General features: G+C 35.6%; 24 protein-coding genes. 12 read left to right on the top strand and 12 right to left on the bottom strand.

From position 1 onward, the window contains the following. Window positions 1–2 precede the first annotated feature (2 nt). From ACFIJ7_RS00570 to ACFIJ7_RS00545, 6 genes are all read left to right on the top strand, one after another. On the top strand, window positions 3–299 hold the full coding sequence (locus ACFIJ7_RS00570; protein ID WP_375628030.1) for a lipopolysaccharide assembly protein LapA domain-containing protein: 297 nt from the start codon (window positions 3–5) through the stop codon (window positions 297–299). Between the two features lie 171 nt (window positions 300–470). After that, the gene (locus ACFIJ7_RS00565; protein ID WP_375644357.1) at window positions 471–1,406 is read left to right on the top strand and encodes a class I SAM-dependent methyltransferase; all 936 of its coding nucleotides are present in this window, start codon (window positions 471–473) and stop codon (window positions 1,404–1,406) included. Between the two features lie 2 nt (window positions 1,407–1,408). Next, a complete protein-coding gene (locus ACFIJ7_RS00560) occupies window positions 1,409–2,263 on the top strand; it encodes an RNA methyltransferase (RefSeq protein WP_273787537.1) in 855 nt (284 codons plus the stop codon). Further along, window positions 2,253–2,756, top strand: a complete 504-nt coding sequence (lspA, locus tag ACFIJ7_RS00555; RefSeq protein ID WP_375635362.1) for a signal peptidase II — start codon at window positions 2,253–2,255, stop codon at window positions 2,754–2,756. The genes ACFIJ7_RS00560 and lspA overlap by 11 nt, the downstream gene beginning before the upstream one ends. A 1,004-nt stretch (window positions 2,757–3,760) precedes the next feature. Beyond that, window positions 3,761–4,534, top strand: a complete 774-nt coding sequence (locus ACFIJ7_RS00550; RefSeq protein ID WP_012754440.1) for a Bax inhibitor-1/YccA family protein — start codon at window positions 3,761–3,763, stop codon at window positions 4,532–4,534. 112 nt (window positions 4,535–4,646) lie between these two features. Continuing rightward, window positions 4,647–5,510: an endonuclease/exonuclease/phosphatase family protein gene (locus ACFIJ7_RS00545; protein WP_375644356.1), complete on the top strand. Its 864-nt coding sequence runs from the start codon at window positions 4,647–4,649 to the stop codon at window positions 5,508–5,510. A gap of 5 nt (window positions 5,511–5,515) precedes the next feature. Here the strand turns inward: ACFIJ7_RS00545 and polA are convergent, their stop codons facing one another. The 6 genes from polA to ACFIJ7_RS00515 form a co-directional block, all read right to left on the bottom strand. After that, window positions 5,516–8,425: a DNA polymerase I gene (polA, locus tag ACFIJ7_RS00540; RefSeq protein WP_375644355.1), complete on the bottom strand. Its 2,910-nt coding sequence runs from the start codon at window positions 8,423–8,425 to the stop codon at window positions 5,516–5,518. A gap of 322 nt (window positions 8,426–8,747) precedes the next feature. Beyond that, window positions 8,748–9,455, bottom strand: coding sequence for a DNA polymerase III subunit epsilon (gene dnaQ / locus ACFIJ7_RS00535; protein ID WP_375644354.1), 708 nt, complete (start codon window positions 9,453–9,455; stop codon window positions 8,748–8,750). 4 nt (window positions 9,456–9,459) lie between these two features. After that, complete coding sequence (coaE, locus tag ACFIJ7_RS00530) at window positions 9,460–10,044, bottom strand: dephospho-CoA kinase (protein ID WP_375644353.1); 585 nt, start codon at window positions 10,042–10,044, stop codon at window positions 9,460–9,462. Then, window positions 10,041–10,913 (bottom strand): shikimate dehydrogenase, encoded by an 873-nt coding sequence (locus tag ACFIJ7_RS00525; protein WP_375644352.1) that lies wholly within the window; start codon window positions 10,911–10,913, stop codon window positions 10,041–10,043. The genes coaE and ACFIJ7_RS00525 overlap by 4 nt, the downstream gene beginning before the upstream one ends. Further along, window positions 10,906–11,502, bottom strand: a complete 597-nt coding sequence (locus ACFIJ7_RS00520) for a Maf family nucleotide pyrophosphatase (protein ID WP_273787544.1) — start codon at window positions 11,500–11,502, stop codon at window positions 10,906–10,908. Before ACFIJ7_RS00520 ends, ACFIJ7_RS00525 begins: the two co-directional genes overlap by 8 nt. A 12-nt stretch (window positions 11,503–11,514) precedes the next feature. Continuing rightward, a complete protein-coding gene (locus ACFIJ7_RS00515) occupies window positions 11,515–12,339 on the bottom strand; it encodes a pyruvate, water dikinase regulatory protein (protein WP_375644351.1) in 825 nt (274 codons plus the stop codon). Between the two features lie 555 nt (window positions 12,340–12,894). On the opposite strand from ACFIJ7_RS00515, the gene rho reads away from it, so the two are divergent. From rho to ACFIJ7_RS00485, 6 genes are all read left to right on the top strand, one after another. Continuing rightward, window positions 12,895–14,160, top strand: a complete 1,266-nt coding sequence (gene rho, locus ACFIJ7_RS00510; protein WP_015857121.1) for a transcription termination factor Rho — start codon at window positions 12,895–12,897, stop codon at window positions 14,158–14,160. Between the two features lie 31 nt (window positions 14,161–14,191). Then, window positions 14,192–15,499, top strand: coding sequence for a tRNA uridine-5-carboxymethylaminomethyl(34) synthesis GTPase MnmE (gene mnmE / locus ACFIJ7_RS00505; protein WP_273787546.1), 1,308 nt, complete (start codon window positions 14,192–14,194; stop codon window positions 15,497–15,499). Between the two features lie 106 nt (window positions 15,500–15,605). Next, window positions 15,606–17,474, top strand: a complete 1,869-nt coding sequence (mnmG, locus tag ACFIJ7_RS00500; RefSeq protein ID WP_375644350.1) for a tRNA uridine-5-carboxymethylaminomethyl(34) synthesis enzyme MnmG — start codon at window positions 15,606–15,608, stop codon at window positions 17,472–17,474. Continuing rightward, complete coding sequence (gene rsmG / locus ACFIJ7_RS00495) at window positions 17,474–18,121, top strand: 16S rRNA (guanine(527)-N(7))-methyltransferase RsmG (protein WP_375635355.1); 648 nt, start codon at window positions 17,474–17,476, stop codon at window positions 18,119–18,121. The genes mnmG and rsmG overlap by 1 nt, the downstream gene beginning before the upstream one ends. 6 nt (window positions 18,122–18,127) lie before the next feature. Beyond that, window positions 18,128–18,925 carry a ParA family protein gene (locus ACFIJ7_RS00490; RefSeq protein ID WP_375644349.1) on the top strand — a complete coding sequence of 266 codons (798 nt, stop codon included), beginning with the start codon at window positions 18,128–18,130 and terminating at the stop codon, window positions 18,923–18,925. Between the two features lie 32 nt (window positions 18,926–18,957). Further along, on the top strand, window positions 18,958–19,863 hold the full coding sequence (locus ACFIJ7_RS00485; protein WP_375644348.1) for a ParB/RepB/Spo0J family partition protein: 906 nt from the start codon (window positions 18,958–18,960) through the stop codon (window positions 19,861–19,863). Between the two features lie 558 nt (window positions 19,864–20,421). On the opposite strand, the gene ACFIJ7_RS00480 is transcribed toward ACFIJ7_RS00485, so the two are convergent. The 6 genes from ACFIJ7_RS00480 to dapF form a co-directional block, all read right to left on the bottom strand. After that, window positions 20,422–21,261, bottom strand: coding sequence for a hypothetical protein (locus ACFIJ7_RS00480; RefSeq protein WP_375644347.1), 840 nt, complete (start codon window positions 21,259–21,261; stop codon window positions 20,422–20,424). A 65-nt stretch (window positions 21,262–21,326) separates the two neighbouring features. After that, window positions 21,327–22,088 (bottom strand): hydroxyacylglutathione hydrolase, encoded by a 762-nt coding sequence (gene gloB / locus ACFIJ7_RS00475; protein WP_375644346.1) that lies wholly within the window; start codon window positions 22,086–22,088, stop codon window positions 21,327–21,329. A 62-nt stretch (window positions 22,089–22,150) separates the two neighbouring features. Further along, window positions 22,151–22,837, bottom strand: coding sequence for a septation protein A (locus tag ACFIJ7_RS00470; protein ID WP_375635351.1), 687 nt, complete (start codon window positions 22,835–22,837; stop codon window positions 22,151–22,153). After that, complete coding sequence (gene ftsY, locus ACFIJ7_RS00465; protein ID WP_375635350.1) at window positions 22,834–24,087, bottom strand: signal recognition particle-docking protein FtsY; 1,254 nt, start codon at window positions 24,085–24,087, stop codon at window positions 22,834–22,836. The genes ACFIJ7_RS00470 and ftsY overlap by 4 nt, the downstream gene beginning before the upstream one ends. 14 nt (window positions 24,088–24,101) lie before the next feature. After that, on the bottom strand, window positions 24,102–25,385 hold the full coding sequence (gene mtaB, locus ACFIJ7_RS00460; RefSeq protein ID WP_375644345.1) for a tRNA (N(6)-L-threonylcarbamoyladenosine(37)-C(2))-methylthiotransferase MtaB: 1,284 nt from the start codon (window positions 25,383–25,385) through the stop codon (window positions 24,102–24,104). After that, complete coding sequence (dapF, locus tag ACFIJ7_RS00455; RefSeq protein WP_375635348.1) at window positions 25,385–26,236, bottom strand: diaminopimelate epimerase; 852 nt, start codon at window positions 26,234–26,236, stop codon at window positions 25,385–25,387. The genes mtaB and dapF overlap by 1 nt, the downstream gene beginning before the upstream one ends. Between the last annotated feature and the right edge of the window lie 92 nt (window positions 26,237–26,328).

The following is a 26,328-nucleotide window of genomic DNA, read 5'->3' as shown; positions in this document are numbered from 1 at the left end:
TTATGATAATTAAACGTATTCTTCTAACAAGTATCGGTGTGATTCTCGCAGCGTTTTTGATTGTTTTTATCGTGGCTAATCGTCAAATGGTTCCGTTAACCCTTGATCCTTTTCGAGCAGATTCTGAAAGTTTTACTTATCATGCTCCCCTCTTTATATGGCTCTTTATTTTCTTTGGTTTTGGTATTTTATTAGGGAATCTGATCAGTTGGTTTTCCTATCACAAATACAAAAAAGCTCTCAAAAAAAGTAAAGCAGAGATCGAGAAATTGAAAACGTCTATCACAAATCTGGTGTAATGGTATTTTAATAAAATCTTTTCTCTCTGTATTTTATATTCAGTACAGAGTTAAAAGTGCTCTTTTCTTTTTTTATACATATTTTAATTGGCTTTAGCTCTTTTGCACTTTTACGAAATACTTAAGAGCTTTATAATATATTTTCATACCTCATATACCGTGATACAAAACATGCCCGCACAATGCTTTCAATCCTCCTCCCATAACAATAGATATCCGCAGGAAAAGTTGCCACTTATTTTAGAAACAGGTGTAAGTGAAAACTATGCTCTCATTGATTCTGGTCATGGAAAAAAATTAGAACGTTATGGAGCTTACCGCATTATTCGACCAGAAGGTCAAGCACTATGGAAACCCGCTTTACCACGAAAACAATGGGCTAATGTTGATGCTATTTTCACAGGAAACCGTGATGAAGAAGGGGTTGGTCGTTGGCATTTTCCTAAAAAGCCACTTGATGAAACATGGACTCTTTCTTGGAATGGATTGTTTTTTCTAGGCCGTTTTACTTCCTTTCGTCATGTGGGGGTTTTTCCTGAACAAGATGCTCATTGGCGCTCTATGGAAGAGCAAATTGTTAAAGCCGAACGTCCTATAAAATTGTTGAATCTTTTTGGCTATACAGGTATTGCCTCTTTGATTGGGGCACGAGCGGGTGCGAATGTTACCCATGTTGATGCTTCTAAAAAAGCCATTGCGTGGGCAAAAGCTAATCAAGAAAAAGCAGGATTACCAGATCATTCTATTCGCTGGATTTGCGATGATGCTATGAAATTTGTCGAGCGTGAACTGCGTCGTAAGAAAAGCTATGATATGATTCTTCTTGATCCCCCTGCTTATGGGCGTGGACCCCATGGTGAAATTTGGCAACTGTTTGATCATTTACCCGCTATGATCTCAAATTGTCGTAAACTTCTCTCTGATAAACCGCTCTCTGTTGTCCTTACAGCTTATTCTATTCGTGCTTCCTTTTTTGCACTTCATGCTTTAATGCGTGATGCATTTGTAAATCTTGGTGGTACGGTCGAATCAGGAGAACTCATTTTGCGTGAAGAAGTTGCAGGACGTGCTCTTTCTACTTCTCTTTTTAGCCGTTGGATTGCTTGAATATGTGTAGACCCAAAACTGGTAGAGTGAAAGAAATTACCTCTCTTAGCAACCCCATCATAAAAGACCTTAAAGCACTTAGCCAAAAGAAAAACCGTAATAGAGAAGGTCTTTTCATGGCAGAAGGATTGAAATTGGTCATTGATGCTCTCAATCTCGGCTGGACAATACAGACGCTTATTTTTTCTAAAAGTAAAATCGGTAATGCTGCTATCGAAAATACTGCCGCACGTGCTGTAGCCAACGGTGGTTTTGTTATTAAAGCCTCACAAAAGGTTATGGAATCACTTACACGACGCGATAATCCACAAACAGTTATTGGTATTTTCAAGCAAAAATGGCACTCTCTTGAAATGATAAAAGGACAGATTAAAGATGTTTACATCGCGCTAGATCGTGTACGTGACCCTGGAAATCTTGGTACCATTATTCGAACTGCTGATGCTGTAGGTGCTAAAGGTGTTATTTTAATTGGCGAAACAACAGACCCTTTCTCGCCTGAAACGGTCCGTGCAACCATGGGATCTATTTTCTCTGTACCACTTTATCGTCTTGATGAAAGCGCCTTTTTAAACTGGTCTGCTCACTTTAAAGGTATGATCGTTGGAACACATCTCAAAGGATCTCTGGATTATCGCACACTTGATTTCAAAAATGGCCCTATTATCCTTTTAATGGGAAATGAAAAACAGGGATTATCAGATCTTCTTACAAATCGGTGTGATAAACTTGCGCGTATTCCACAAAGCGGACGTGCAGACTCGCTTAATCTAGCTGTAGCAACAGCTGTTATGCTTTATGAAATCCGTCGCCCCTATTTAATACTGGAACCATGTGAGGAAAAATATGATGCGTAAATCACTCCCTTTTCTTCTCTTGGGCTTGGCTTTTACAGTAGTACTTGATCAAGCTGTCAAATACTGGGTTATGCACAATATGCCTTTAGGAACAGAAATTTCGCTTATACCTTTTCTTTCCCTTTATCATGTGCGTAATTCTGGCATTGCATTTTCGTTTTTTTCTTCCTTTTCTCACTGGGGAATCATCGCCATCACAATCATCGTGATTATCTTCCTTCTATGGCTATGGAAAAATACTGAACATAATAAGTCTTTAATGCGCTTTGGCCTTATTCTTATTATTGGGGGAGCAATTGGCAATCTCGTTGATCGTATTCGCTTTCATCATGTCACTGATTATATACTCTTTCATATTGATGATATTTTTTATTTTGCTATTTTCAACCTTGCAGATAGTTTTATAACTCTCGGTGTTATTGCCATTCTTATTGAAGAATTGCGCACTTGGATGAAAGAAAAACGTCATTCTAACAGTACATCTTCTCATTGATATGCTCATTGTCTTAGAAAACAGAGCTTATTGACCATCATAAGCCTGATTGTAAATTGATTTTTCTTGGATAATTCTTGCAGCTAATTGTTTTTCGTGTTTCTTTTCATAAAATTATAAAATCTTATTTTTCAACTTTACACTTCTACACTTGGTCAATGCAAAAGAAATGAACTCAAATAGAAACCAATATTTTTTATCCATATGTCCTCTATCAAATTCAGAGAGAAAATATTTTACAGCATTTAAAGTTCTATTATTTGCTTAGAACATTTGCTTTTCATATGTTTTTTAGTTTTTACAGATATTGTTTTTTACAGAGCCTTTCTTAAGTGCTTCGTTAAAAAACTCTCCTTTTTTATTTTATATATTGTTTAATAAAAAACATTTTTTCAACTATTTTCAATGGTGTATTGTTAAAGCAACCTATTGATTATAAATATAAATCATCGTTTTTTATATTGGATAAAAGCCCTTAATAGCCTAAATCTCTTTTATTTGAAATATCATTTAGCATACAAAAAGACAGTTTATCACTATATATCAATATGTTATATAAATCCAATTCAATAGCTCTTCTAACCGTGCAAAACAGGTGCAATATTGAAGGTTGAAAAATAGTATTATAGATACTTGCCGCTCTTCTTACAAATGCAAAAATAGTGGATATTTTATAAAGGATTGTATTACATAGTTTCTGTGAATAATAAAAATTTTTTGAGTGTAGTCTTTTTATCTTGTAAAAATATGGCAAAAAATGGAAATATTTTTTATTAAAATGAACCGTTTCCTTACCAATTTGTAAGGTTCCTTCTTCATATAAATCTCTTGTAATTTTTAAATAAATCTCCATAATAAGAGCAAATATGCTGGAATTCTGTCAGTGATTCTTAAGGGTTTTTGTATTTGCCCAATTAAGGCTTATGCCAAGCTTATCTGTGTAATGACAGAGACACTTTTAAAGCCCTATACCTGACGGGACATATGCTAAAGGATTTTATATTATGGCTAATTTTAAAAATTTACGTTCGGCGCCTACTTCTCACGCCGATGCATCAATTGATCAGGGATTGCGCGATTATATGTTGGGTGTCTACAATACAATGGCCATTGGTTTGCTTATTACAGCTGCTGCCGCTTATGTAATTGTATCATTAGCAACGACAACAGATATGAGCCAAGCAGCAGCTCAAATCAATAGCAGTGTTTATTTAACATCATTTGGAGTAACATTTTATACATCGCCATTCTCTTACATTGTTATGTTTGCACCACTCATAGCAGTTTTATTCCTCAGTTTTAAAATTAATACATTGAGCACAAATGCTGCTCGTAGCCTCTTTTTTGGTTATGCTGCTCTGGTTGGTCTTTCACTGTCTTCAATCGTTTTGCGCTATACGACAGAAAGTGTTGTGCAAACCTTTGTCATTTCCGCTGCAGCTTTTGGAGCTCTTTCACTTTATGGTTATACGACAAAGCGTGATCTCACGGCAATCGGTTCATTCCTATTCATCGGATTGATCGGCTTGTTTCTTTCCATGATTGTGAACATTTTTCTTGGATCAAGCGCTTTGCAATTTGCTATCTCTGTGATTGGCGTGTTGATCTTTGCTGGTTTAACAGCCTACGATACCCAAAGCATTAAGTTGATGTATTATGAAGGAGATGAAAGCGACACCAGAGGACGTAAAGTTATTATGGGCGCGTTGAATCTTTATCTTGATTTCATCAATATGTTTGTCTTCTTGCTACAATTTCTTGGCTCAAACCGTGATTGATTGCAGAAATCATAACTTAATTAAAGAACCTTGTTTCTAAAAGAGACAAGGTTCTTTTGTTTTTAGTGTAAGTCTTTACCCTTTGCCTCTTAGGGACTATTCTTTTCGCAAAATGACAAAAATACCTTATAAGCAAAAATTCCCTTGGTTTACCGGTTTTATCCAACAAAAACTCCATAGCTCCCTTTTAAATGCAATTCACAGCCGCTCTCATCATCAATCAAACATCATCAATCAAAATAGTAATTATGATCTGACTGTTGCTTCCTATAATGTGCATAAATGTGTAGGTGTTGATAAAATTTTTAATCCTACAAGAATTGTCCGTGTTATTACTGAATTACAAGTTGATATCCTTGCTCTTCAAGAAGCAGATAGACGTTTTGGAGAACGCGTCGGTTTGATTAATCTTCAGCTATTAAAAGCTGAAACCGGTTTGATTCCTGTACCTCTTAATACTATGTCACCTCATGGACACGGTTGGCATGGGAATGCTCTTTTTTTGCGAAAGGGATATGTACGTGATACTTTACAAGTCACTCTGCCTAGTATTGAACCACGTGGGGCTGTAATTGTAGAGTTGGAAATGGCAGCAGGCCCTATTCGTATTATTGCGGCTCATTTTGGCTTATTACGTTACTCTCGTAAACAACAAACAAAAATGCTCCTTGAAATTTTCCAAAAACGCTCCCTTATGCCTACACTCCTCATAGGAGATTTTAATGAATGGCGGATGGGAAAAGGCTCATCTTTAAATCATTTTTTTCCCTATTTTGATAGCACTTTTGAAGTTGTACCAAGTTTTCCCTCTCGCTTTCCTTTTTTAGCCCTTGATAGAGTTTTTTCTTTTCCCCACCAATTGGTAACAAGTATTGAAAATCATCATTCACCGCTTGCACGCATTGCTTCAGATCATTTGCCTATCAAAGCCTATCTTAATCTTTCCAACGCAATCAACATTCTTAAAAATAAATAAAAAAATTAATGTGCCTCATCCCAATTTTGAGCCGTCATGACTTTTACTTCAAGCGGTACAGATAAAGATAAAATCGGCATTGTAGCATTTTCCATAACATTTTTAACAACAGCCATGGTTTTTTTACTCTCTTCTTCTGGTACTTCAAAAATCAGTTCATCATGCACTTGCAGCAACATTTTTGCTGATAGTTTTTCTTCTTTTAAAGCATTTTCCATCTGTATCATAGCGCGGCGAATAATATCAGCCGCGGAACCTTGAATTGGAGCATTGATAGCTGCTCGCTCATTAAGAGAACGAATTTTTACATTCTTTGCTTTTATTTCTGGATAATGGATACGACGTCCAAAAATTGTTTCTACGTAACCATTTTCACGTGCAAAGATTTTGGTCTTCTCCATATAATCTTTAATTCCTGGAAATCTTTCAAAATACAGTTGAATATAACGACCCGCTTCTTGGCGTGAAATTCCCAATTGATTTGCTAATCCAAAAGCTGAAATACCATAAATAATACCAAAATTAATCGCTTTTGCACGCCGTCGTATATCTGAATGCATTCCTTCTATCGCAACACCAAACATTTGTGATGCCGTTATAGCGTGAATATCATGCCCTTTAGCAAAAGCTTCTTTTAATGCTTTTATATCCGCAATATGTGCAAGAATACGCAATTCAATCTGACTATAATCAGCAGAAAGTAACACATGTCCTTTTGGAGCAATAAAAGCTGTTCGAATTTTACGTCCTTCAGCAGTCCGCACTGGAATATTTTGCAAATTTGGCTCTGATGATGATAACCGCCCTGTTGATGTTATTGCCAAAGAATAATTCGTGTGAACTCGCCCTGTTTTTGAAAAAATATAAGAAGGCAAGGCATCTGTATAGGTAGATTTTAGCTTTGCAAGTTGACGCCACTCAATAATTTTACGCGGTAAAACATGACCTTCAGCAGCCAACTCTTCTAAGGTCTGTGCAGAAGTTGACCATTGTCCACCCTTAGTTTTAGCGCCTCCAGGTAATCCCATTTTTCCAAAAAGGATATCCCCTAATTGCTTTGGCGAAGCAAGATTAAACTTTTCATCAGCTTGTTTGTAAATTTCCTCTTCTAGAATCAAAGCAGCTTGTGCCAATTCTCCTGAAAGACGCAATAAAATCTGCCGATCAATAAGAATCCCACGTTCTTCCATTCTTGCAAGAACTTCTACAAGGGGTCGATCAAGACGTTCATAAATTTTTGTCATTCCACGAGCAACAAGTTGCGGTTTTAATACTTGCCAAAGGCGTAGCGTTATATCAGCACGTTCCGCCGCATAAAGGGTTGCTTGTTTTAAATCTACTTGTGCAAAAGAAGTAATTTTTTTTCCGTTATACGTTAAGTCTTTATAGGAAATTGGTTTATGCTCAAGCCAACGTTCAGACAAATCATCCATATTATGGGTTAATATTCCAGCATCAAAAGCATATGATAAAAGCATGGTATCATCAAAAGAGCTTATAATAATGTCGTATTGCTTCATCACCAACCAATCATATTTTATATTCTGACCAATTTTTAACACCGATGAATCTTCTAATATTGGTTTTAAAAGTGCTAAAGCTTTTCGGGTCTCAATCTGCGAGGCAATGTGCCCGCCCCTCAAAAGATCCTCTTCTCCTTCATCAAAATGTTCAAGAGGTATATAAGCTGCTTTTTCTGGCTGTAATGCGAGTGAAAAACCAACAAGCTTTGCTTGCATCGGATCAAGAGATGTTGTTTCAGTATTAAAAGCGAAAAAACCCTGCTCTTGTGCTTGTGATAACCAATCTTTTAAAATTTCCTCATCAAGAATTGTTGTATAAGCATCTCTTGTAATTTTTTGAGTCAGCGCTTGATCTTTACGTTTTTGTGCAAAAACTTGTGGAGAATTTTCAGAAAAATTATGAAGAGATGCGCGCTCAGTATTTTTGATATCAGAATCATGCCCGTGGCTCAGTTTTTCCCATTCAACATCTATATCAAGTGCATCAATAACAGCCGCATCGCATGACGTTGCCTCTGCCACGCGACGCGTTAATGTTGAAAATTCCATCGCTTTCAAAAAAGCAATTAAACGTGGACCATCTTGTGGCTCCAAAATAAAATCATCTAAATCATTATCTATAGGAACATCTGTTTTAAGCCTAACAAGTTCACGAGAAATTTTAACTTGTTCTCTATAAGCTTGAATGTTTTCACGTCGTTTTGTTTGTTTAATTTCTGTTACGTTTTGCAATAAAATATCAAGAGAATCAAACTGATCTAACAACTGAGCTGCAGTTTTGGGACCAATGCCTGGAATACCCGGTACATTATCCGTTGAATCTCCAATTAATGCTTGTAAATCAATCATTTTTTCAGGTGCAACACCCCATTTTTCTACAACTTCTGAGATACCTATATGCTTGTCTTTCATTCCATCATATAAAGATACATGCGTATTTACGAGTTGCATAAGATCCTTATCAGAAGAAATAATGGTTGTTTTTGCCCCAACCTTTGTTGCCAATTTTGCATAGGTAGCAATCAAATCATCCGCTTCAAAGCCTTCCTTTTCAATACAAGGCAAATTAAAAGCCTTCGTTGCTTGACGTATCAGCGCGAATTGAGGAATTAGATCTTCAGGAGGTTCAGCGCGATTCGCTTTATATTCAGGATAAATTTGTTTCCGAAAAGTATCAGATGAATAATCAAAAATAACAGCAAAATGTGTTGGAACAATACCAGTCGCTGTATTACGAGCATCACAAAGTAATTTCCATAACATATTGCAAAAACCAGCTACTGCTCCTACAGGAAGTCCATCCTTTTTACGTTTTAAAGGCGGCAAAGCATAATAAGCACGAAAAACATAGCCTGATCCGTCAACCAAAAAAAGATGATCTGTTGCTTTCATGACAATTTTATTTCTCCATTTTAGCTAAAAACGCAAATTACCCTTATATATTTTTTTCACTTTTATTTTATTTTTTTCACTTTGCCTCTAAAAAGCCATTTTTTCTTTTCATAAGACATGAAGTCGTTGCACTTTATATTAAGTACCTAGAGCTTTTCTTTGCTGTTACAGGATTAATAGCTTTCATTTTGCTCCTCCTATGATAGCTGAGGTACGATGTAGCGACAGGGTCGTTGTGGTGTTCCCCTCCCCACAACGACCGTTTTTTTTGACATCCATATTCTTTAATTTAAATGGTGACTTTTTTAGAGAAAAGATGATGTTATTCATGAATTTTGAAGTTATTCCACAGAGCTTTTTCACCCATCGTGTTGATAAAATCGGCATGAAACCTTTTTTCTTGCGTACTCAATCTTGAAGGTAAAGCCTGTGGGCGAATTTTAACTGCATAAGATGTATCTTTATCATTCTGGATATGTTCATCAACACCCCTTCTATTACCAAAACCCAATACACCTTGTTTTCCACCGATCAGTTCAATATAAACATCGGCTAGGATCTCTGCATCAAGCAAAGCACCATGAAGAACACGATGGCTGTTATCAATTCCAAAACGTTTGCATAAAATATCAAGAGAATTAGGCCCCATAGGGAATTTACGCCGTGCCATAGCCAGTGTATCAAGAATATTATCAACACTGATGAGCGGTTTGTTGACGCGTTTTAATTCTGCATTAATAAAACCAATATCAAAACTCGCATTATGCGCAATCATTGTCGCGCCTTTAATAAATTCCAAAAATTCATCAACAATATCACTAAAACTTTTCTCGTTTTTTAGGCGTTCATTGGTTAATCCGTGAATTGCTACAACTTCATCAGGAATAATAACGCCTTCAGGGTTTAAATAAACATGAAATTGGCGCCCCGTAAGATAACGATCAACCATTTCTACACAACCAATTTCGATTACGCGATCTTTTTCTTTATCTAAACCTGTTGTTTCTGTATCAAAAATAATTTCCCGCATGACTTCAATTCTTTAGTTTTTTTATCACATCAAAAACCTGTTGACGTGTATTCTCTAAATCTTTCCCTGTATAAATAATAAAATCCGCACGTTCTCGTTTTTTTTCATCCGGCATTTGTTGAGCATTGATAAAGGCAAATTTTTTCTCATTCATACCTTTGCGAATCATTACACGTTCTTTTTGTATTTCTGGTGGGGCAGAAACAACAATAACGCTATCCACACGACTTTCACCATTTTTTTCAAATAGAAGTGGAATATCAAGAATAACTAATTTTTTCCCCTGTTCACGCGCTATATTAATAAATTCCCTTTCTTTTTCTTGCACCAAAGGATGAATTATTTTTTCTAATGTTTGTAATTTTTCCTTATCATCAATCAAAATTTCAGAAAGTTTCAAACGGTTAACTTCACCGTTTTCAACAACACCTGGAAAAATACGCTCTATGAATGACAAAGCTGGCTCACTTTTATAAAGCTGTTGTACTGCTTCATCAGCACTAAAAACAGAAATACCCGCCTGCTTGAAAAAATCAACAACTGTTGATTTTCCCATAGCAATTGATCCTGTTAATCCTATGATCTTCATTCTCTTTTTTCACTCATATCCTCTAAAATGGCTGTCCGTAACGCTTTTGTTACCTGTGGTCTTATTCCAAACCACTGTTCAAACCCTATAACAGCCTGATGTAGAAGCATCCCAAGCCCATCAACCGTCTTGAGATCACAAGCTTTTGCCTGTTGTAAAAAAGGAGTTATCAATGGTGTATAAATAATATCTGTTACTAACGCCGTTTTTTTTGCTTTATGAAAATCGCAAAAAAAAGAATCACTTTTTTCTTCTGGATTTTTTATGCCAATAGAGGTTGTATTAACAATCAAATCAGCTTGATGGAGTATTTCATGGATTTTATGCCAATCGTAAACTTTAATGGTTTTTCCAAAATGCTGAGCTAAATTATCGGCGCGTTGTTTTGTACGGTTAACCAAATAAATCTGTTCAAATCCGCGTTTTTTTAAGGCATATATGATAGCGCGTGCGGCACCACCTGCTCCAAAAACAAGAGCTGTTTCCCCTCCCCAATCAGATGCAAAATCATCAAGATTAGCGCTAAAACCATAGGCATCGCTATTCGTGGCACAAAGCTTATTTCCTTCATACCAAAGTGTATTAACAGCACCAATCATTATTGCTCTCTCATCTTTATAATCTGCTAAACGAAAAGCTTCCTGTTTATAAGGCAAAGTAACATTTCCTCCACAAAAGCCTATTTTTTGTAAAGACGCAATAAAATGACTGAATTCTTCAGATGTTACTTCTTGTGCAAGATATTCTCCTTGTAAACCATATTGTTTAAGCCAAAAATTGTGAATTTTAGGTGATTTTGAATGATGAATTGGAGAACCAACAACAAAAGCACGCGGATAATTTATTTTTTTTATTGTTAAGTCAACCATCAATAATTCCTAAATGACGCAGTTTTATGAGTAGAGGCAGCAAAGGTAAACCAACAATAGTAAAAAAATCTCCTTCAATTTTTTCAAAGAGATGAATCCCTTCCCCTTCAATTTGATATACTCCCACGCTGTTTAGAACATCTTTTCCTACGCGTGCTAAATAATGTTCAATAAATTCTGACGAGAGCAAACGGACGGACATATGTGCACTAAAAGCTTCAACCCAAATTTTTTGACCATTTTTAAATAAAGCTACCGCACTATGAAGAGAATGGGTTTTTCCTGATAACTCACATAAACGTTGATGTGCTTCCTTAATATTTGTTGCTTTGTGAAAAACTTTACCTTCCAAATCAAGCACTTGATCACAACCAATAACGAAAGCATCAGGAAAACGATCTGAAACATTTTTTGCTTTTGCACCCGCAAGAAAACAGCTGAGTTCTTTAGGTGTTTTTTCTTTTGCTTTTTTTTCTACTTCTCTTTCATCAAAAGAAGCTCCTTCAATGAAAAAATTTAAACCTGCTTTTTTTAATAATTTTGCACGATAAAAACTAAGAGATGCTAATATTAACGTATCTGCGTTCATGAGAATTTTCTCTCATTTTCCTTCACGAAATCGTGATAAAAGTTCAAATATTGCAGCAGCAGTTTCTTCAATAGAGCGTCTTGTGACATCAATAATAGGCCAACCAAAACGTTCGCAAATGCGTTTTGCATAGATTAATTCTTCAGCTATGTTGATACGATTTGTATAACTATCAAGAGCAAAACCTTCTCCCAAATCTCGATTTTGGCGAATATGTGAGATTCTTTCAGCTGAAGCAATTAAACCAATAATTAAAGAATTTTTTGCCTCTAAAAGGGATTCTGGCAAATCAATATTAGGAATAAGAGGAACATTAGCCGTTTTTATTCCGCGATTTGCTAAATAGATACTTGTTGGCGTTTTAGAGGTTCTTGAAATTCCCACAAGGATCACATCTGCTTCGGATAAGCTATTGGAAGACTGTCCATCATCATGCTCTATTGTAAAATCCAGTGCCTCAATACGGCGAAAATAATCTGCATTAAGATCATGTTGTGCGCTTGCACGTAAATGTGTTGGCATTCCAAGGTAAGACTGAAAAGCATTTAAAACAGGATGCAATATATCAATACAAGGAACTTTTACTTTTTTACACTTTTTTTGAAGGAGAAGTTTAAATTCTTCATCGATCATTGTGTAAAGAACAATACCTGGCTCTTGTTGTATTTCATCAAGAGCTTTTTGTAACTGTATTTTATTACGAATCATAGGATAGATATGCTCTGTTGCCTGACTCATTGTATACTGCGATGCTACAGCTCTTCCCACAGAGATTAATGTTTCTCCCGTTGCATCAGAAAGCATGTGTAAATGAAAGAATTTTTTTTCTTTTGTCACAGAAATTTTAACTCCTTGTTAAGATATGTGTATATACCTTTACCGTTTCTTATAAAACTAAAATTTAGGAAAAATTCTTCGTTTTTATGCACAAATTAAATGCTCGTGATAATTTTATACCTCTTATAAAAAAAGAGGGGATAATATCTTTAAGATAGTGTTATTTTTATTCTTTTTTTTAGTTCCTTTTGTGGATAAAATTGAGGATAAATAATAATCCACACTAAACACAGTTATAAATAAGAAGAATCCTTTCTTTAATATAAATTTATTAATATAAATTTCTGTAAAAAATACTTTTGAATAGCATTTAATTAATGCTATAACTCTAACTCATATTTTTGTTATAAATTAAATTTAATACTATTTGTGTTTTATATTTTTTCAAGTTTTTCATATAATTACTTAATATTATAGGGATAAATTTCATATAAATGGTACTTGCAGATTAAAAAAATTGAGTGTAAAATATTTCTCTTCTTAAGAATATTTCATTCATAAATTTCCGTAAATTATTTAAGATAATCTTCTCCTTAATTACAAAGAGCATATTTCATGCAAAAAATGAAACTACAAGAACTTAAAAGCAAAAATCCCGTTGAACTTGTTTCTTTTGCTGAAACATTAGAAGTTGAAAATGCCTCTCTTATGCGCAAACAAGAATTAATGTTTGCTATCTTGAAAAAACTTGCTCTACAAGATGTAGAAATTATAGGAGAGGGTGTTGTTGAAGTTTTACAAGACGGTTTTGGTTTTTTGAGATCTGCTGACGCTAATTATCTTCCTGGTCCTGATGATATTTATCTTTCACCAGCACAAATACAGTCATTTTCTTTAAAAACAGGCGATACCATTGAAGGCCCTATACGCAGTCCAAAAGAGGGAGAACGTTATTTTGCTCTCCTTAAAATTAATACAATTAATTTCGAAAAACCTGAAAAGATTCGTTATAAAATTCACTTTGATAATCTTACTCCTCTTTATTCAAATGAGCGTTTCCAAATGGAAATACAAGATCCTACAGAGAAAGATATGTCATCACGCGTGATTGATTTGATATCTCCATTGGGAAAAGGACAAAGAGGGTTAATTGTTGCTCCTCCTCGGACAGGAAAAACAGTTTTACTTCAAAATATTGCTCATTCCATTACCACTAATCATCCTGAATGTTATCTCATTGTTCTTTTAATTGATGAACGACCAGAAGAAGTTACAGATATGCAGCGTTCAGTAAAAGGAGAAGTGGTTTCTTCTACTTTTGATGAACCTGCAATACGTCACGTACAAGTAGCAGAAATGGTCATTGAAAAAGCCAAACGCCTCGTTGAATATGGACGCGATGTTGTTATTCTTCTTGATTCTATTACACGTCTTGGGCGTGCATATAATACAGTTGTTCCTTCTTCGGGTAAAGTTTTAACAGGTGGTGTGGATGCAAATGCTCTCCAGCGTCCAAAACGTTTTTTTGGTGCAGCACGTAATATTGAAGAAGGTGGATCTTTAACCATTATTGCAACGGCTTTGATTGATACAGGAAGTCGTATGGATGAGGTTATTTTTGAAGAATTTAAAGGAACAGGTAATTCTGAAATTGTTCTTGATCGAAAAGTTGCTGATAAGCGTATTTTCCCTGCTATGGATATTTTAAAGTCAGGAACGCGTAAGGAAGAACTTCTGGTAGAACGACAAGATTTGCACAAAATTTTTGTTCTTCGTCGTATTTTAGCATCTATGAATGTAACAGATGCAATTGAATTTTTGATTGATAAATTAAAGCAAACAAAAAACAATAGTGAATTTTTTGATTCAATGAATACGTAGAGTCATTAAAGTTTTTATTAGGATAAAACCTGTGGATACAATCTTTGCTGTTTCGAGTGGATTGTTACCTTCAGGGGTTGCAGTCATTCGGCTTTCTGGTCCTCATGTTGTGGATATAGTTAAAACGCTTTGTGGTCGTTTACCTAAAGCACGTTTTATGCATTATGGAAATCTTACTGCTCGTGATGGGAGCTTTTTAGATTCTGGTTTAACTGTTTTTTTTCCCGCTCCTCATAGTTTTACGGGGGAAGATTGTGCAGAATTCCATTTACATGGAGGAAAAGCCGTTGTTAGTCGTTTTCTCGATGAATTGTCGACATTTTCTGGATGCCGTATTGCAGAAGCAGGTGAATTTTCACGTCGTGCTTTTATGGAAGGAAAATTAGATCTTGTTCAAGCAGAAGGTCTTGCTGATTTAATAGAAGCAGAAACGGAAAGCCAACGGCGTTTAGCTGTTATGGGTACAAGTGGACATTTAACGACACTTTATCGTGATTGGCGTCATAAGCTTATGAAGGCGCGTGCTTTTATTGAGGCAGAACTCGATTTTGTTGATGAAGCAGATATTCCTAACGCAATATCTGATAAAGTTTGGAAAGATGTTGAGGATCTTTGTACTTCTATTCGTGAATATATTACTGAAGGAGAGCGTGCTAGTATTTTACGTGATGGATTAAAAATTGTTATTGCTGGTGCTCCAAATTCTGGAAAATCAAGCATTATGAATCGTCTTTCAGGAAGATCTGTTGCTATTGTAACGGAAGAAGCAGGAACAACCCGTGATGCTTTAGAAATGAGAATTATTCTTGGTGGTTTACCTATTTTTTTAACGGATACTGCTGGTTTTAGAAAAACAGAAAATAAAATAGAACAAATGGGAATAGAAGTTGCTAAACAGCATGTTAGGGAAGCTGATTTAGTTATTTTGGTTTATGATATAGGAAATCCTGAGCAAGTTGATTTACCAGAAACATCGGCTGAAATATGGTGTGTTGGCAATAAGCTTGATCTTTATGAAAAAAATGATCAGCATTGGTCTATACAATTTTCCGCATTAACTGGTTTAAATTTTGATTATTTTATCAAAGAACTTGAATCATTTTGTCATCATCGTGCTTCTGAAATTGGAAATATTGTTCCGGCGCGTAAAAGACAACTTCAATTATTAAAGGAGGCTGTTAAAGAGATTGAATATTCTCTTAATTATCATTCTCTTGATCTCAGTTTACGTGCAGAACATCTCCGTTGTGCAAGTGATTTTCTTGGAAAAATTACAGGAGATATTGATGTTGAAGATTTGCTTGATATTATTTTTTCAGAGTTTTGTGTTGGTAAATAATGATTCACGTGAAACATTGATTATTTCATAGACAGATTATAAAGATTATGTAATTTATATTCTGTTTCACGTGAAACCTTAGAATATTTTCTACGGAATGAATAAAATGCAATCATATGATGTTGTTATTGTTGGTGGTGGTCATGCTGGCTGTGAAGCGGCTTCAGCTTCAGCGCGTGTAGGAGCCAAAACAGCGCTTGTTACACATAAAATATCAGCACTGGGAACAATGTCGTGTAATCCTGCTATTGGTGGACTTGGAAAAGGGCATCTAGTTCGTGAAATAGATGCGTTAGATGGTCTCATGGGAAGAGCAGCAGATGCTGCTGGAATTCAGTTTAGACTACTTAATAGACGTAAAGGACCGGCAGTAAGAGGACCACGGACACAGGCGGATCGACAACTTTATAAAAAAGCAATTCAAAAATTATTAAAAGAACAAGAAAATCTTACTCTTATTGAGGATGAAGTTATTGATCTGGTTGTTAAATATAATTGTGTATCAGGTGTTATTTTAAAAAAACAAGGAACAATTTTATCTGGTGCTGTTGTTTTAACAACAGGAACATTTTTAAATGGCTTTATTCATATTGGTGATAAAACATGGGCTGCTGGACGTATGGGAGATCAGTCAAGTGTGCAACTTGCTAAACGTTTAAAAAATTATCATATAAAACTTGGTCGATTAAAAACAGGAACCCCTGCTCGTTTGAGTAAAAAAACAATTGCTTGGGATCATCTTCCAAAACAACAAGCAGATGAAAATCCCATTCCCTTTTCTCTTTTAACAGAGAAAATTGAACAACCACAAATTGAATGTGCAATAACACGTACAAATGAGAGAACACATCAAATTATTCGCGAGAATATTTATCGTTCTGCTTTATATTCTGGAAATATTGAAGGGTTAGGACCACGTTATTGTCCTTCTGTTGAAGATAAAATTGTGAAATTTGGAGAACGTGATGGACATCAGATCTTTCTAGAACCAGAAGGATTAAATGATGATACTGTTTATCCAAATGGTCTTTCTACTTCTCTTCCTGAAGATGTACAAATTTCTCTATTGAAAACCATTGAAGGGTTGGAAAATGCTATAGTTTTGCAACCTGGTTATGCTATTGAATATGATTTTGTTAATCCACAACAATTAACGAGAAGCTTAGAATTATGTTCTTTACCGGGTTTGTTCTTAGCAGGCCAAATTAATGGTACAACAGGATATGAGGAAGCAGCAGCACAAGGACTTTTAGCTGGATTAAATGCGGCACGTAAAGTAGGTAAATTAGATGAAATACTTATAAGTCGTTCTACCGCTTATATTGGTGTTATGGTTGATGATTTGGTTTCACGTGGTGTTTGTGAACCTTATAGGATGTTTACATCACGTGCTGAATTTCGTTTATCTTTACGATCTGATAATGCTGATACGCGTTTAACACCTTTGGCACAAAAATGTGGTATTGTGAGTGAAATACGTTGGGAATGTTATCAGAAAAAACAAGAACGCCTTGATCAAGCACGATCAATATGTCAAAATCTTTTTTTAACACCCAATGAAGCTTCTGCTCATGGATTACACGTTAATCATGATGGAATTCGGCGTTCCGCTTATGATTTTCTTGCTTATCCTCATATGACTTTAGAGCGTCTTTCAGATTTTTGGCCACAATTACAAATGATTGATTCTAAAACAGCAGAATCTTTAGAAATTGAAGCACAATATGCGGTTTATTTAGATAAACAAGCACAAGATATTGCCTCTCTTCAAAGAGATGAGCGTTTAGAAATTCCTTCTTCTCTTGATATTCAGGCAATTTCAGGTCTTTCAAATGAACTTAAATCAAAAATTCAAGAAGTGTCGCCGCGTTCAATTGCTGATGCACAAAAAATTGATGGCATGACACCCGCCGCGTTATCGCTTATTATTACATATATTCAACGTCAACGACGTGAAAAGGCTAAAACAGCTTAATGGATTTTTCTACAGAAAAAAAATATCAACAATTATTAAATATTGTTCCTTCTGTTTCACGTGAAACGATGGAAAATTTAATTCAGTTTGAGTCTTTAATACTTCAATGGAATGCGCATATTAATTTGATATCTGCTACAACGATACCAGATCTATGGACACGGCATATTCTAGATTCAGCACAAATTTTTCCTTTGTATGCTCATTCTTTACATTGGTGTGATTTAGGATCAGGAGGAGGTTTTCCTGCAATTGTGATTGCTATCTTTTTGAAAGAAAAAAAAGTAGGACATATTAATCTTGTTGAAAGTAATGGGAAAAAAGTTTCTTTTTTGCGAACAGTTATTGCTCAACTTAATCTTCCAGCAACGGTTTATCACGCTAGAATTGAAGATGTATATCAAAAAATTCCCGTATCTGATATTATAACGGCACGGGGATTAGCGCCGCTCAATAGTCTTTTACAACTTATTTTTCCTTTATTAACAGAAAAAACAATCGCTCTTTTGCAAAAAGGTCGGGATTACGCTACAGAAATAAAAAATGCCTCTGCCAATTGGCACTTTGATCTGTTAAAACATAAAAGTAAAGTTGATGAAAATTCTGTTATTTTAGAAATTTCTCATATTCGATCATATAGAGGGTAGAGCAAAATGAGCGAAACACGAATTATCGCTATTGCAAACCAAAAGGGTGGAGTCGGAAAAACAACCACAGCAATTAATCTTGCAACAGCTTTAGCGGCTATTGGTGAAAATGTCCTTATTATGGATGTTGATCCACAAGGTAATGCTAGTACAGGTTTAGGGATTGATCGTAATAACCGTCCTTTATCTTCTTATGATGTTTTAGTTTCGGGAGTTTCAATTACACAAGCGGCTTTAAAAACAGCAGTACCTAATCTTTATATAGTTCCCTCTACACTTGATCTTTTAGGTGTGGAAATGGAAATTTCTTCATCACAAGATCGCATACAACGCTTACGTAAAGCTTTCTATGATGATCCGGAAATGGAAAAAAAATTCAATTATATTTTAATTGATTGTCCTCCCTCCCTTAATCTTTTAACACTTAATGCTATGGGGGCTGCGGATTCTGTTTTAGTGCCTATGCAGTGTGAATTTTTAGCACTTGAAGGTTTAAGTCAATTACTTGAAACAGTAAAACAAGTGCGATCCGTACTTAATCCATCTTTAGAAATCCAAGGTATCGTTCTAACAATGTATGATGGACGTAATAATCTTTCAAATCAAGTTGTTGAAGATGTACGTTCTTTTATGGGAGATAAGGTTTATCGTACTGTTATTCCACGAAATGTAAGAGTATCAGAAGCGCCCTCTTTTGGAAAACCTGTATTGCTTTATGATCTCAAATGTGCTGGGAGCCAAGCTTATTTGCGTCTAGCATCAGAAATGATTCAACGTGAAAAACAAGCGCGTGCTGCTGCTTAAAAAAATCAACTAAAAATTTAAAGAGCAAAATTATGAATGATGATCAATCAAAAAAAAGGCTGGGTCGTGGATTAGCGGCATTAATTGGGGATATCAGTTTAAACAGCGATATTACACGTTCATCAAATACTGACAAATTTACAGAGTCCGATACAGCTTCTCCTGTTTCTGAACGATTTGTTCCACTTGAATCTATTTCGTGCAATCCACATAATCCGCGACGCCATTTTACCGATTCAGAACTTGATAATTTAGCACAATCAATTCGCCAGCACGGTGTTGTTCAACCTGTTATTGTAAGACCATCACGTGATCATCCTCATCGTTTTGAATTAATTGCTGGCGAACGGCGTTGGCGTGCTGCACAGCGAGCTAATTTAAATAAATTACCTGTTATTGTTCGCGATGTAGATGATAAAACGGCTTTGGAATTGGCAATTATTGAAAATGTTCAACGTGCCGATCTTAATCCTATCGAAGAAGCAATGGGATATGAAATTTTGCTGAATGAGCATGGATATACGCAGGCAGATTTAGCGCAAGTTATTGGAAAAAGTCGCAGTCATGTTGCTAATACGCTTCGTTTGTTAAAACTTCCACCAAAAGTACAACAATTCTTAACCGATGGACAACTTTCCGCTGGTCATGCACGCTGTCTTATCACTGTTGAGAATCCACAGGATTTAGCCGAAAAAATTATTCGCGAAGGGCTTTCTGTGCGCCAAACGGAAATACTTGCGTATGAACAAGCAAATCCAAAAGTCAAAAAACGAACTGCTGTTGAGAAAGATACAGAAACAAAATCTTTAGAAAAATTACTTGCAGATGTTATCGGAATGAAAGTGACTATCCGGCATGGCAAAAAAGGTGGTGATTTAAAAATACGCTACTCTTCACTAGAACAATTAGATGATATTTGCCGGCGTTTGCAAAACTAGTTAATTGTCTAAAATAGTACGAATTCTATCGATATATTTTTGATCGAAATTTAAATCATCTGAAGATATAGTATTTTTTCATTGAAGAGGATTTCTTTATCTTCAAAGGCTATTATTGCAGCAAAGTTGCTTGAAGAGTCATGAGATCAATAATGTAATCTTTAGGTGAGAGATTATGTTTTCTTAAAAGATCTGTTAGTTTTGATCTAGAAAAAATAGAAGCAATGAGTCTTTTAATGCTGTTATCATTTCCGGTATTGGATACCTCTGGCTCTGGAGGTAAATCCTCAATTTCTTTGTTTTAGTTATTCTATTTTTAAGAGGAAATATTCTGTTAAAGGATAATTTACAGTGATATTTGGATGGCTGCTAGGGAGAGAACAAATAGATTGTTTGTTCCCTTTGCCATTGTTATTTGAATATATGTTAAAAAAGAGAAAAGAAAAAACAAACTCAATGCCAATTTAAACATGATCAAAATTTATCCTTTCTTTTCCAAATTTCAGTGAAGACTTTTCCGTTTGCGAAGTTAATCATTTGTTCAAAGTAGCATGAATTCTATTTACAACGCCCTCTTAAAGCAACAAGCATTCTATACATATATTTTTTACCAAATTCCAAATTATCTGAAACTACAGCATTTTTTTTATCAAAAGAAATCTCATCTTTTTTGAGAACTTCAAGAGGAAATAACAGCATTGTTAATGTTGCTTGAATGGCGAGGCGACCTATAACAAAATCTTTAGGTGTGATATTATTTTTTCTTAAAATATTCATTAATTTTGGTTGATTAGAAATAGAAGCTACTAATCTTTCAATACTGTCATCGTGTTCAATTTCAATATCAGATGCTTTTTCAGTATTGGATACTTTTGATTCTGGTGGTGAGTTTTCACACTCTTCTTTATTAATTTGTTCCATTTTAAAAAGCAAATCTTCCGTTAAGATGTAATTTGCGATGACATGCGGGAAATTGAATTTATTGGCTGTTTCCTTTTTCTTTGTTGGGTTACAAATTTTGCTTTCAACAGCCAATATTCTATACATATGTTTTTTACCAAATTCCAAATTGCTTAAAAACACAGTTTTTTTTTCATCAAATTCAAAACCCCAGCTAAGCGCCATCAATATTCCTTCAAACATATTGCAACCAACAGCAAAATCTTTAGGTGTGATGTTATTGTTTTTTAAAATACTCATTAATTTTGGTTGATCAAAAATATAAGCGGTAAATTCTTTAATACTACTGTTATATGGGGTATTAGATGTTTTTAACTCTGGCAGTAAATTTTCATATTCCTTTCCAATTTGTTCCATTTTTAAAAGAAAGTCTTCAGTTAGGGTGTAATTTTCAATGAAATGCTGGAAATTAAATTGATTGTCTATTTCCTTTGCCATTGTTAGTTGAGTATGTATTACAAAAAGAAAAAGGAAAAAAAAATGTAACACGAGCTTAAACATGGTTAAAAATTATCCTTTCTTCTTCGAATTTCAGCAAAGACGTTTTCATCTGTTTCTTCTTCCATTGCAAGGCTTCTTCGCAGTGTACTGTCATCCCAGCGGAGAAAGGGATTGGTAGCTTTTTCTTGCCCTAAGGTTACTGGTAAAGTCATAGTATTTTTTGCATGTAGCAAAAAAACTTCTTCTACTCTTTGACGAAGTTTCTGATTATGTGGATCAAGTGTTAACGCGAAAAGAGCATTGTTTTTGGTATATTCATGACCGCAATAAAGAAGTGTCTTATCGGGAAGTTGACGAAGCTTTTTTAAAGAGTTCAGCATTTGAGCAGGTGTTCCTTCGAAAAGGCGTCCACAACCGAGTGAGAAAAGTGTATCTCCAGCAAAGAGTAAACCTTCTTCAGGAAAATAATAAGATAATGCGCCCGAAGTGTGACCAGGTGTTGAAAGAGCCAAAAGTGGGTGAGAACCAAAGAGAAGTTTTTCATCAGGTTGAAGTGTTTGATCAAGATGGTGAATCTTTTCTTTTTCTGCTTCTGGTCCGATAACCATAGCGTTGTATACTTGTTTTAATTCTTCCAATGCTTCTACATGGTCGTGATGATGATGAGTTACAAAAATAGTCTGAAGTGTCCAGTTACGGCGTTTTAAGGCGTCATGAATCGCTTCACCTTCAGGAGCATCAATTGCAGCTGTGTAGCCACTTTTTTCATCATGAATGAGTACACCAAAGTTATCTTTTCGACAAATAAACTGTTCAATCAACATGTTTTTCTCCTGAACAGTGTTTGGTGATGAATCTATAGAATAATATATAGTGGTGAATTTTTTTAAGAATCAGATTTGTCCTCTTCTGTGAAAAGTCCTTTTGAATGTTTCATAATGATAGGCATTTGGGTAAGCATAAAGAGGACTGTTAGGGGCATGACGCCAAATACTTTAAAACTTGTCCAAAAATTGTCGCTAAAATTACGCCAAATAATTTCATTCAAAAGGGCAAGAAAAACGAAAAAGAATGCCCAACGATAGGTAAGTTTTTGCCAGCCTAAATCATCAAGTTTTAATGTAGAATCAAGAGCATAACGTAAAAGTGGTTTTTTAAAACACATACCACCAAAAAGGATGAGCGCAAATAAGCTATTAATAATTGTTGGTTTCATTTTGATGAAAGTATCGTTGTGAAGCCAAAGAGTTAAAAATCCAAAGACTAGAACAAAGATTCCTGAAAGAAGAGGCATAATAGGAATTTGTCTTGCAAGGATCCATGATAAGCTTAGAGAAATAATAATCGCTATCATAAAAATAGCTGTTGCAGGGAAAATAGGTTTACTAAAATTTTGAAAAAATCCAATGTTTTTTATTAACCATTCTCCCTTATAATTGGCAAAAAAGAAGGCAACCAACGGACCCATTTCTAAGAGAAACTTTATGGTTGGTGAGAGAGGGGGGGTCTTATTGTTATTCATATTTTTTTCAGAATTATTGCGTGAATTAGAGTTAGATAAAGGCTGTTTCATGTATGTTTTCCTGCGATAGTTTCGGCAAAGTCAGAAGCAGAAAAAGGTTGAAGGTCTTCAATATTTTCTCCTATACCGATAAAATAAACGGGTAATTTATATTTTGCTGCTATAGCGACAAGAATTCCTCCTCGTGCGGTTCCATCTAGCTTTGTCATGACTAAACCATTAACACCAGCAATATCACGGAAAATTTCCACTTGGTTGAGTGCATTCTGTCCGGTAGTTGCATCAAGCGTTTGAAGGATTGTATGGGGTGCTTGGGGGGTGTGTTTTTTTAAAACACGAATAATTTTTGCCAACTCATCCATCAATTCAGATTTATTTTGTAAACGCCCTGCTGTATCAATAATTAATACATCGCTGTTTGCTTTTTTTGCTTTTTCATAAGCATCAAAGGCTAAGCTGGCGGCATCTGCACCCAATTTTGTCGAAATAACAGGAGAATCAGTACGTTTACCCCAAATATGCAATTGCTCAATAGCTGCGGCTCGGAAAGTATCACCAGCTGCAAGCATAACTTTTAATCCCCCTGCTGTTAATTTTGCTGCAAGTTTTCCGATTGTTGTCGTTTTTCCAGTTCCATTTACACCTACCAGCAAAATAACATGAGGTTTATAGCTGAGATCAAGCTCTAATGGAATTGCAACAGGTTCCAGAACTTTTTTGACCTCATCAGCTACAATAGTATGAATATCGTCTGGGGAAAGATCTTTTCCGTAACGACTGGAAGCTAAAGTATTTGTGATGCGTGTCGCCGTTTCTACTCCAAGATCAGCTTGGATAAGGATATCTTCGAGCTCTTGCAATGTATCTTCATCAAGTTTTCTTTTAACAAAGAGGTCGCCAATTGATCCGCTTAGGCGTTGTGAAGAAAGAGATAGACTTTTTTTAAGGCGCCCAAACCACGCTATCTTTTTTTGTTCAACAGAAGGTTCAGATAAAATTTCTTCATTCTTTTTTTCACGGATGTTGTCTGTGACAATAATTTTACCAGAAAGAGGAATTTTATCAGAATGGGATTCTAGAAATGGAGATTTTTTATCATATTTTGTAAGTGTTAACTCTCGATTTTTTGTTTGCTCTTCTTTTTCTGTGTATATAGAGATTTGGTTATTTTTTGTCCTTTCATTTTTGTCTTTATTTTCTTCCATTATATCGCTTTTATCAGGAATAGAAATCTGTTGTTTCATTTCCTGCTCTTGAGATTTGTTAAAAGAGAATATTTTTTTAATAAAAGATTTCGTCATAAGAATTTTCCTGCTCAAGCAGCGTTTAATTTTGGAAGGACAGCAATCAATTTATCGCCATCATGATCAACGATAAGGGCTTGAACAATTGTTCCTGCTTTTGCACCTTTAACTTGTACAAGAGTATAATCTTCTGTTCGTCCGATTTCATCTTTTTCAATGAGAACTGTTTGTAGACTGTTTTGCAAATGAGCAAGATGCTTTTGGTAAGCCTCTTCACCTGCTTTACGTAATTTTTCAGCACGCATCTTAACTATTTTACGGTTGATTTGTGGCATACGTGCGGCAGGTGTTCCTTCTCTTGGACTAAAGGGGAAGACATGGAGATGGGTTAAATTACAATCTTTGATTAAAACAAGACTGTTTTGAAACATCTCTTCTGTTTCTGTAGGAAAACCAGCAATTAAGTCGGCACCATAAACCATTGTAGGACGTTTGGCACGCAACTCTTGGCAAAATTGAATGGCATGTTCGCGTAAGTGTCGCCGTTTCATCCGTTTTAAAATCATATTATCACCTGCTTGCAAAGATAAATGCAAATGGGGCATGATCCTTGTTTCATAAGCTAAAAGATTAATGAGTTCTTCGTCTGCTTCAATAGAGTCAATAGATGAGAGGCGTAATCGCGCTAAGTCAGGGACATGATGCAAAATTGCTGAAGTTAATTTTCCTAGAGTAGCTTTTCCAGGAAGATCGTGGCCATAACTTGTAAGGTCAACACCTGTAAGGACAACTTCTTGGATACCCTCACCGATCAGCTTTTTAATTTGTTCTATGACAGCACCCATGGGAACAGAGCGAGATGGTCCTCGTCCATAAGGAATAATGCAAAATGTACAGCGATGATCACATCCATTTTGTACCTGTACAAAAGCGCGGGTGCGCTCTTGCATTGCACTGACCATATGTGGAGCAATTTTTTGTACTTCCATAATATCATTGACACGCACCTTTTCGGAATGGTTAATACCAAAATCAGGAAGTTGACGATAAGAATGGGCGTGAAGTTTATCTTCGTTTCCTAAAACGAGATCCACTTCTGTCATTGAGGCAAAATTTTGTGCTTCTGTTTGGGCTGCACACCCTGTTACAATGATACGTGCATGAGGATTTTCACGTCGTGCTTTGCGGATAGCTTGTTTTGCTTGTCGTACGGCTTCGGTAGTGACAGCACAGGTATTAAAGATAATAGCACCATCTTTAAGCTGATCTAGCCCTGAAGAAGTACTTTCTTTGCGAATGATTTCCGATTCGTAGCTATTAAGCCGACAACCAAAAGTTACAATTTCTATTGCCATCAGGAGTGATCCTTTTTGTAGCACCCTGTTAAAGGGCTTAAAAAACCACTAAATTGATATTTTATTGGTCCTGTCATAATAACGTGATCATCTTCTCGGTAAAAAATATTAAGTGTTCCCTTTGGTAAGTTTACATCAATATGGCGTTGTGTAAGACCACGACGATAAGCAGCCACTGCACTTGCACAGGCAGCACTTCCACATGCTTGTGTTAATCCTGCTCCTCGCTCCCATGTCCGTAAATTTAGACTTTTCTTTGACGTTATGCAAGCAATGGAAATATTGCACTGTTCGGGAAATAGGGGATCATGTTCAAGTTTTGGTCCATATTTTTCTAATGGAATATGTTGAATATCATTTTCAACAAAAAAGATAGCATGGAGATTGCCAATGGATATGAGACAAGCATCTTTTAGAGGACCAGCCGTAATTTCTACGTGATTGGTATCAACTATTTCACGTGAAACAGGCATCTCTTTTGCATTGAAATTTGGGCATCCCATATCAACAGAAATGAGATTATCGGTTTGATATGTCCCTTCAATAATTCCAGCGGGAGTTTCTAAACGAAATTTTTCACCAAAATTGTGATCTTTAAGCCATGCAACGACACAGCGGGTACCATTGCCACAAGCTTTAGCCATTGATCCGTCGGCATTCCATATTTCTATGCGGAAGTCGGCTTTTTTCTGGGTTGGTGTGTGGATAGCCATGATTTGATCAAAATGCATTTCGGGATCTGCTGACAAAGCAAGGATTGCTTGTAGTGTAAGAGCATGAGTGCTTTCACGCATATCAATAACAATAATTTGATTTCCAAGACCGTCCATTTTGCTAAATGGCGTTTTCATGAAACTTCTCTATTTCTAATGATTACTTATAAAGAAATATATGACTGAAAATCTTATAAATTTCTAGTCTTTAATAAAGATAAAATTGGGTA

The sequence above is a fragment of the Bartonella sp. MR100HLJHH genome, from assembly GCF_042194215.1.
GTDB classification, from domain to species: Bacteria; Pseudomonadota; Alphaproteobacteria; order Rhizobiales; family Rhizobiaceae; genus Bartonella; species Bartonella grahamii.
Note: the sequence above shows the minus strand (reverse complement) of the source record. Positions and strands in the feature narration are given on the sequence as shown.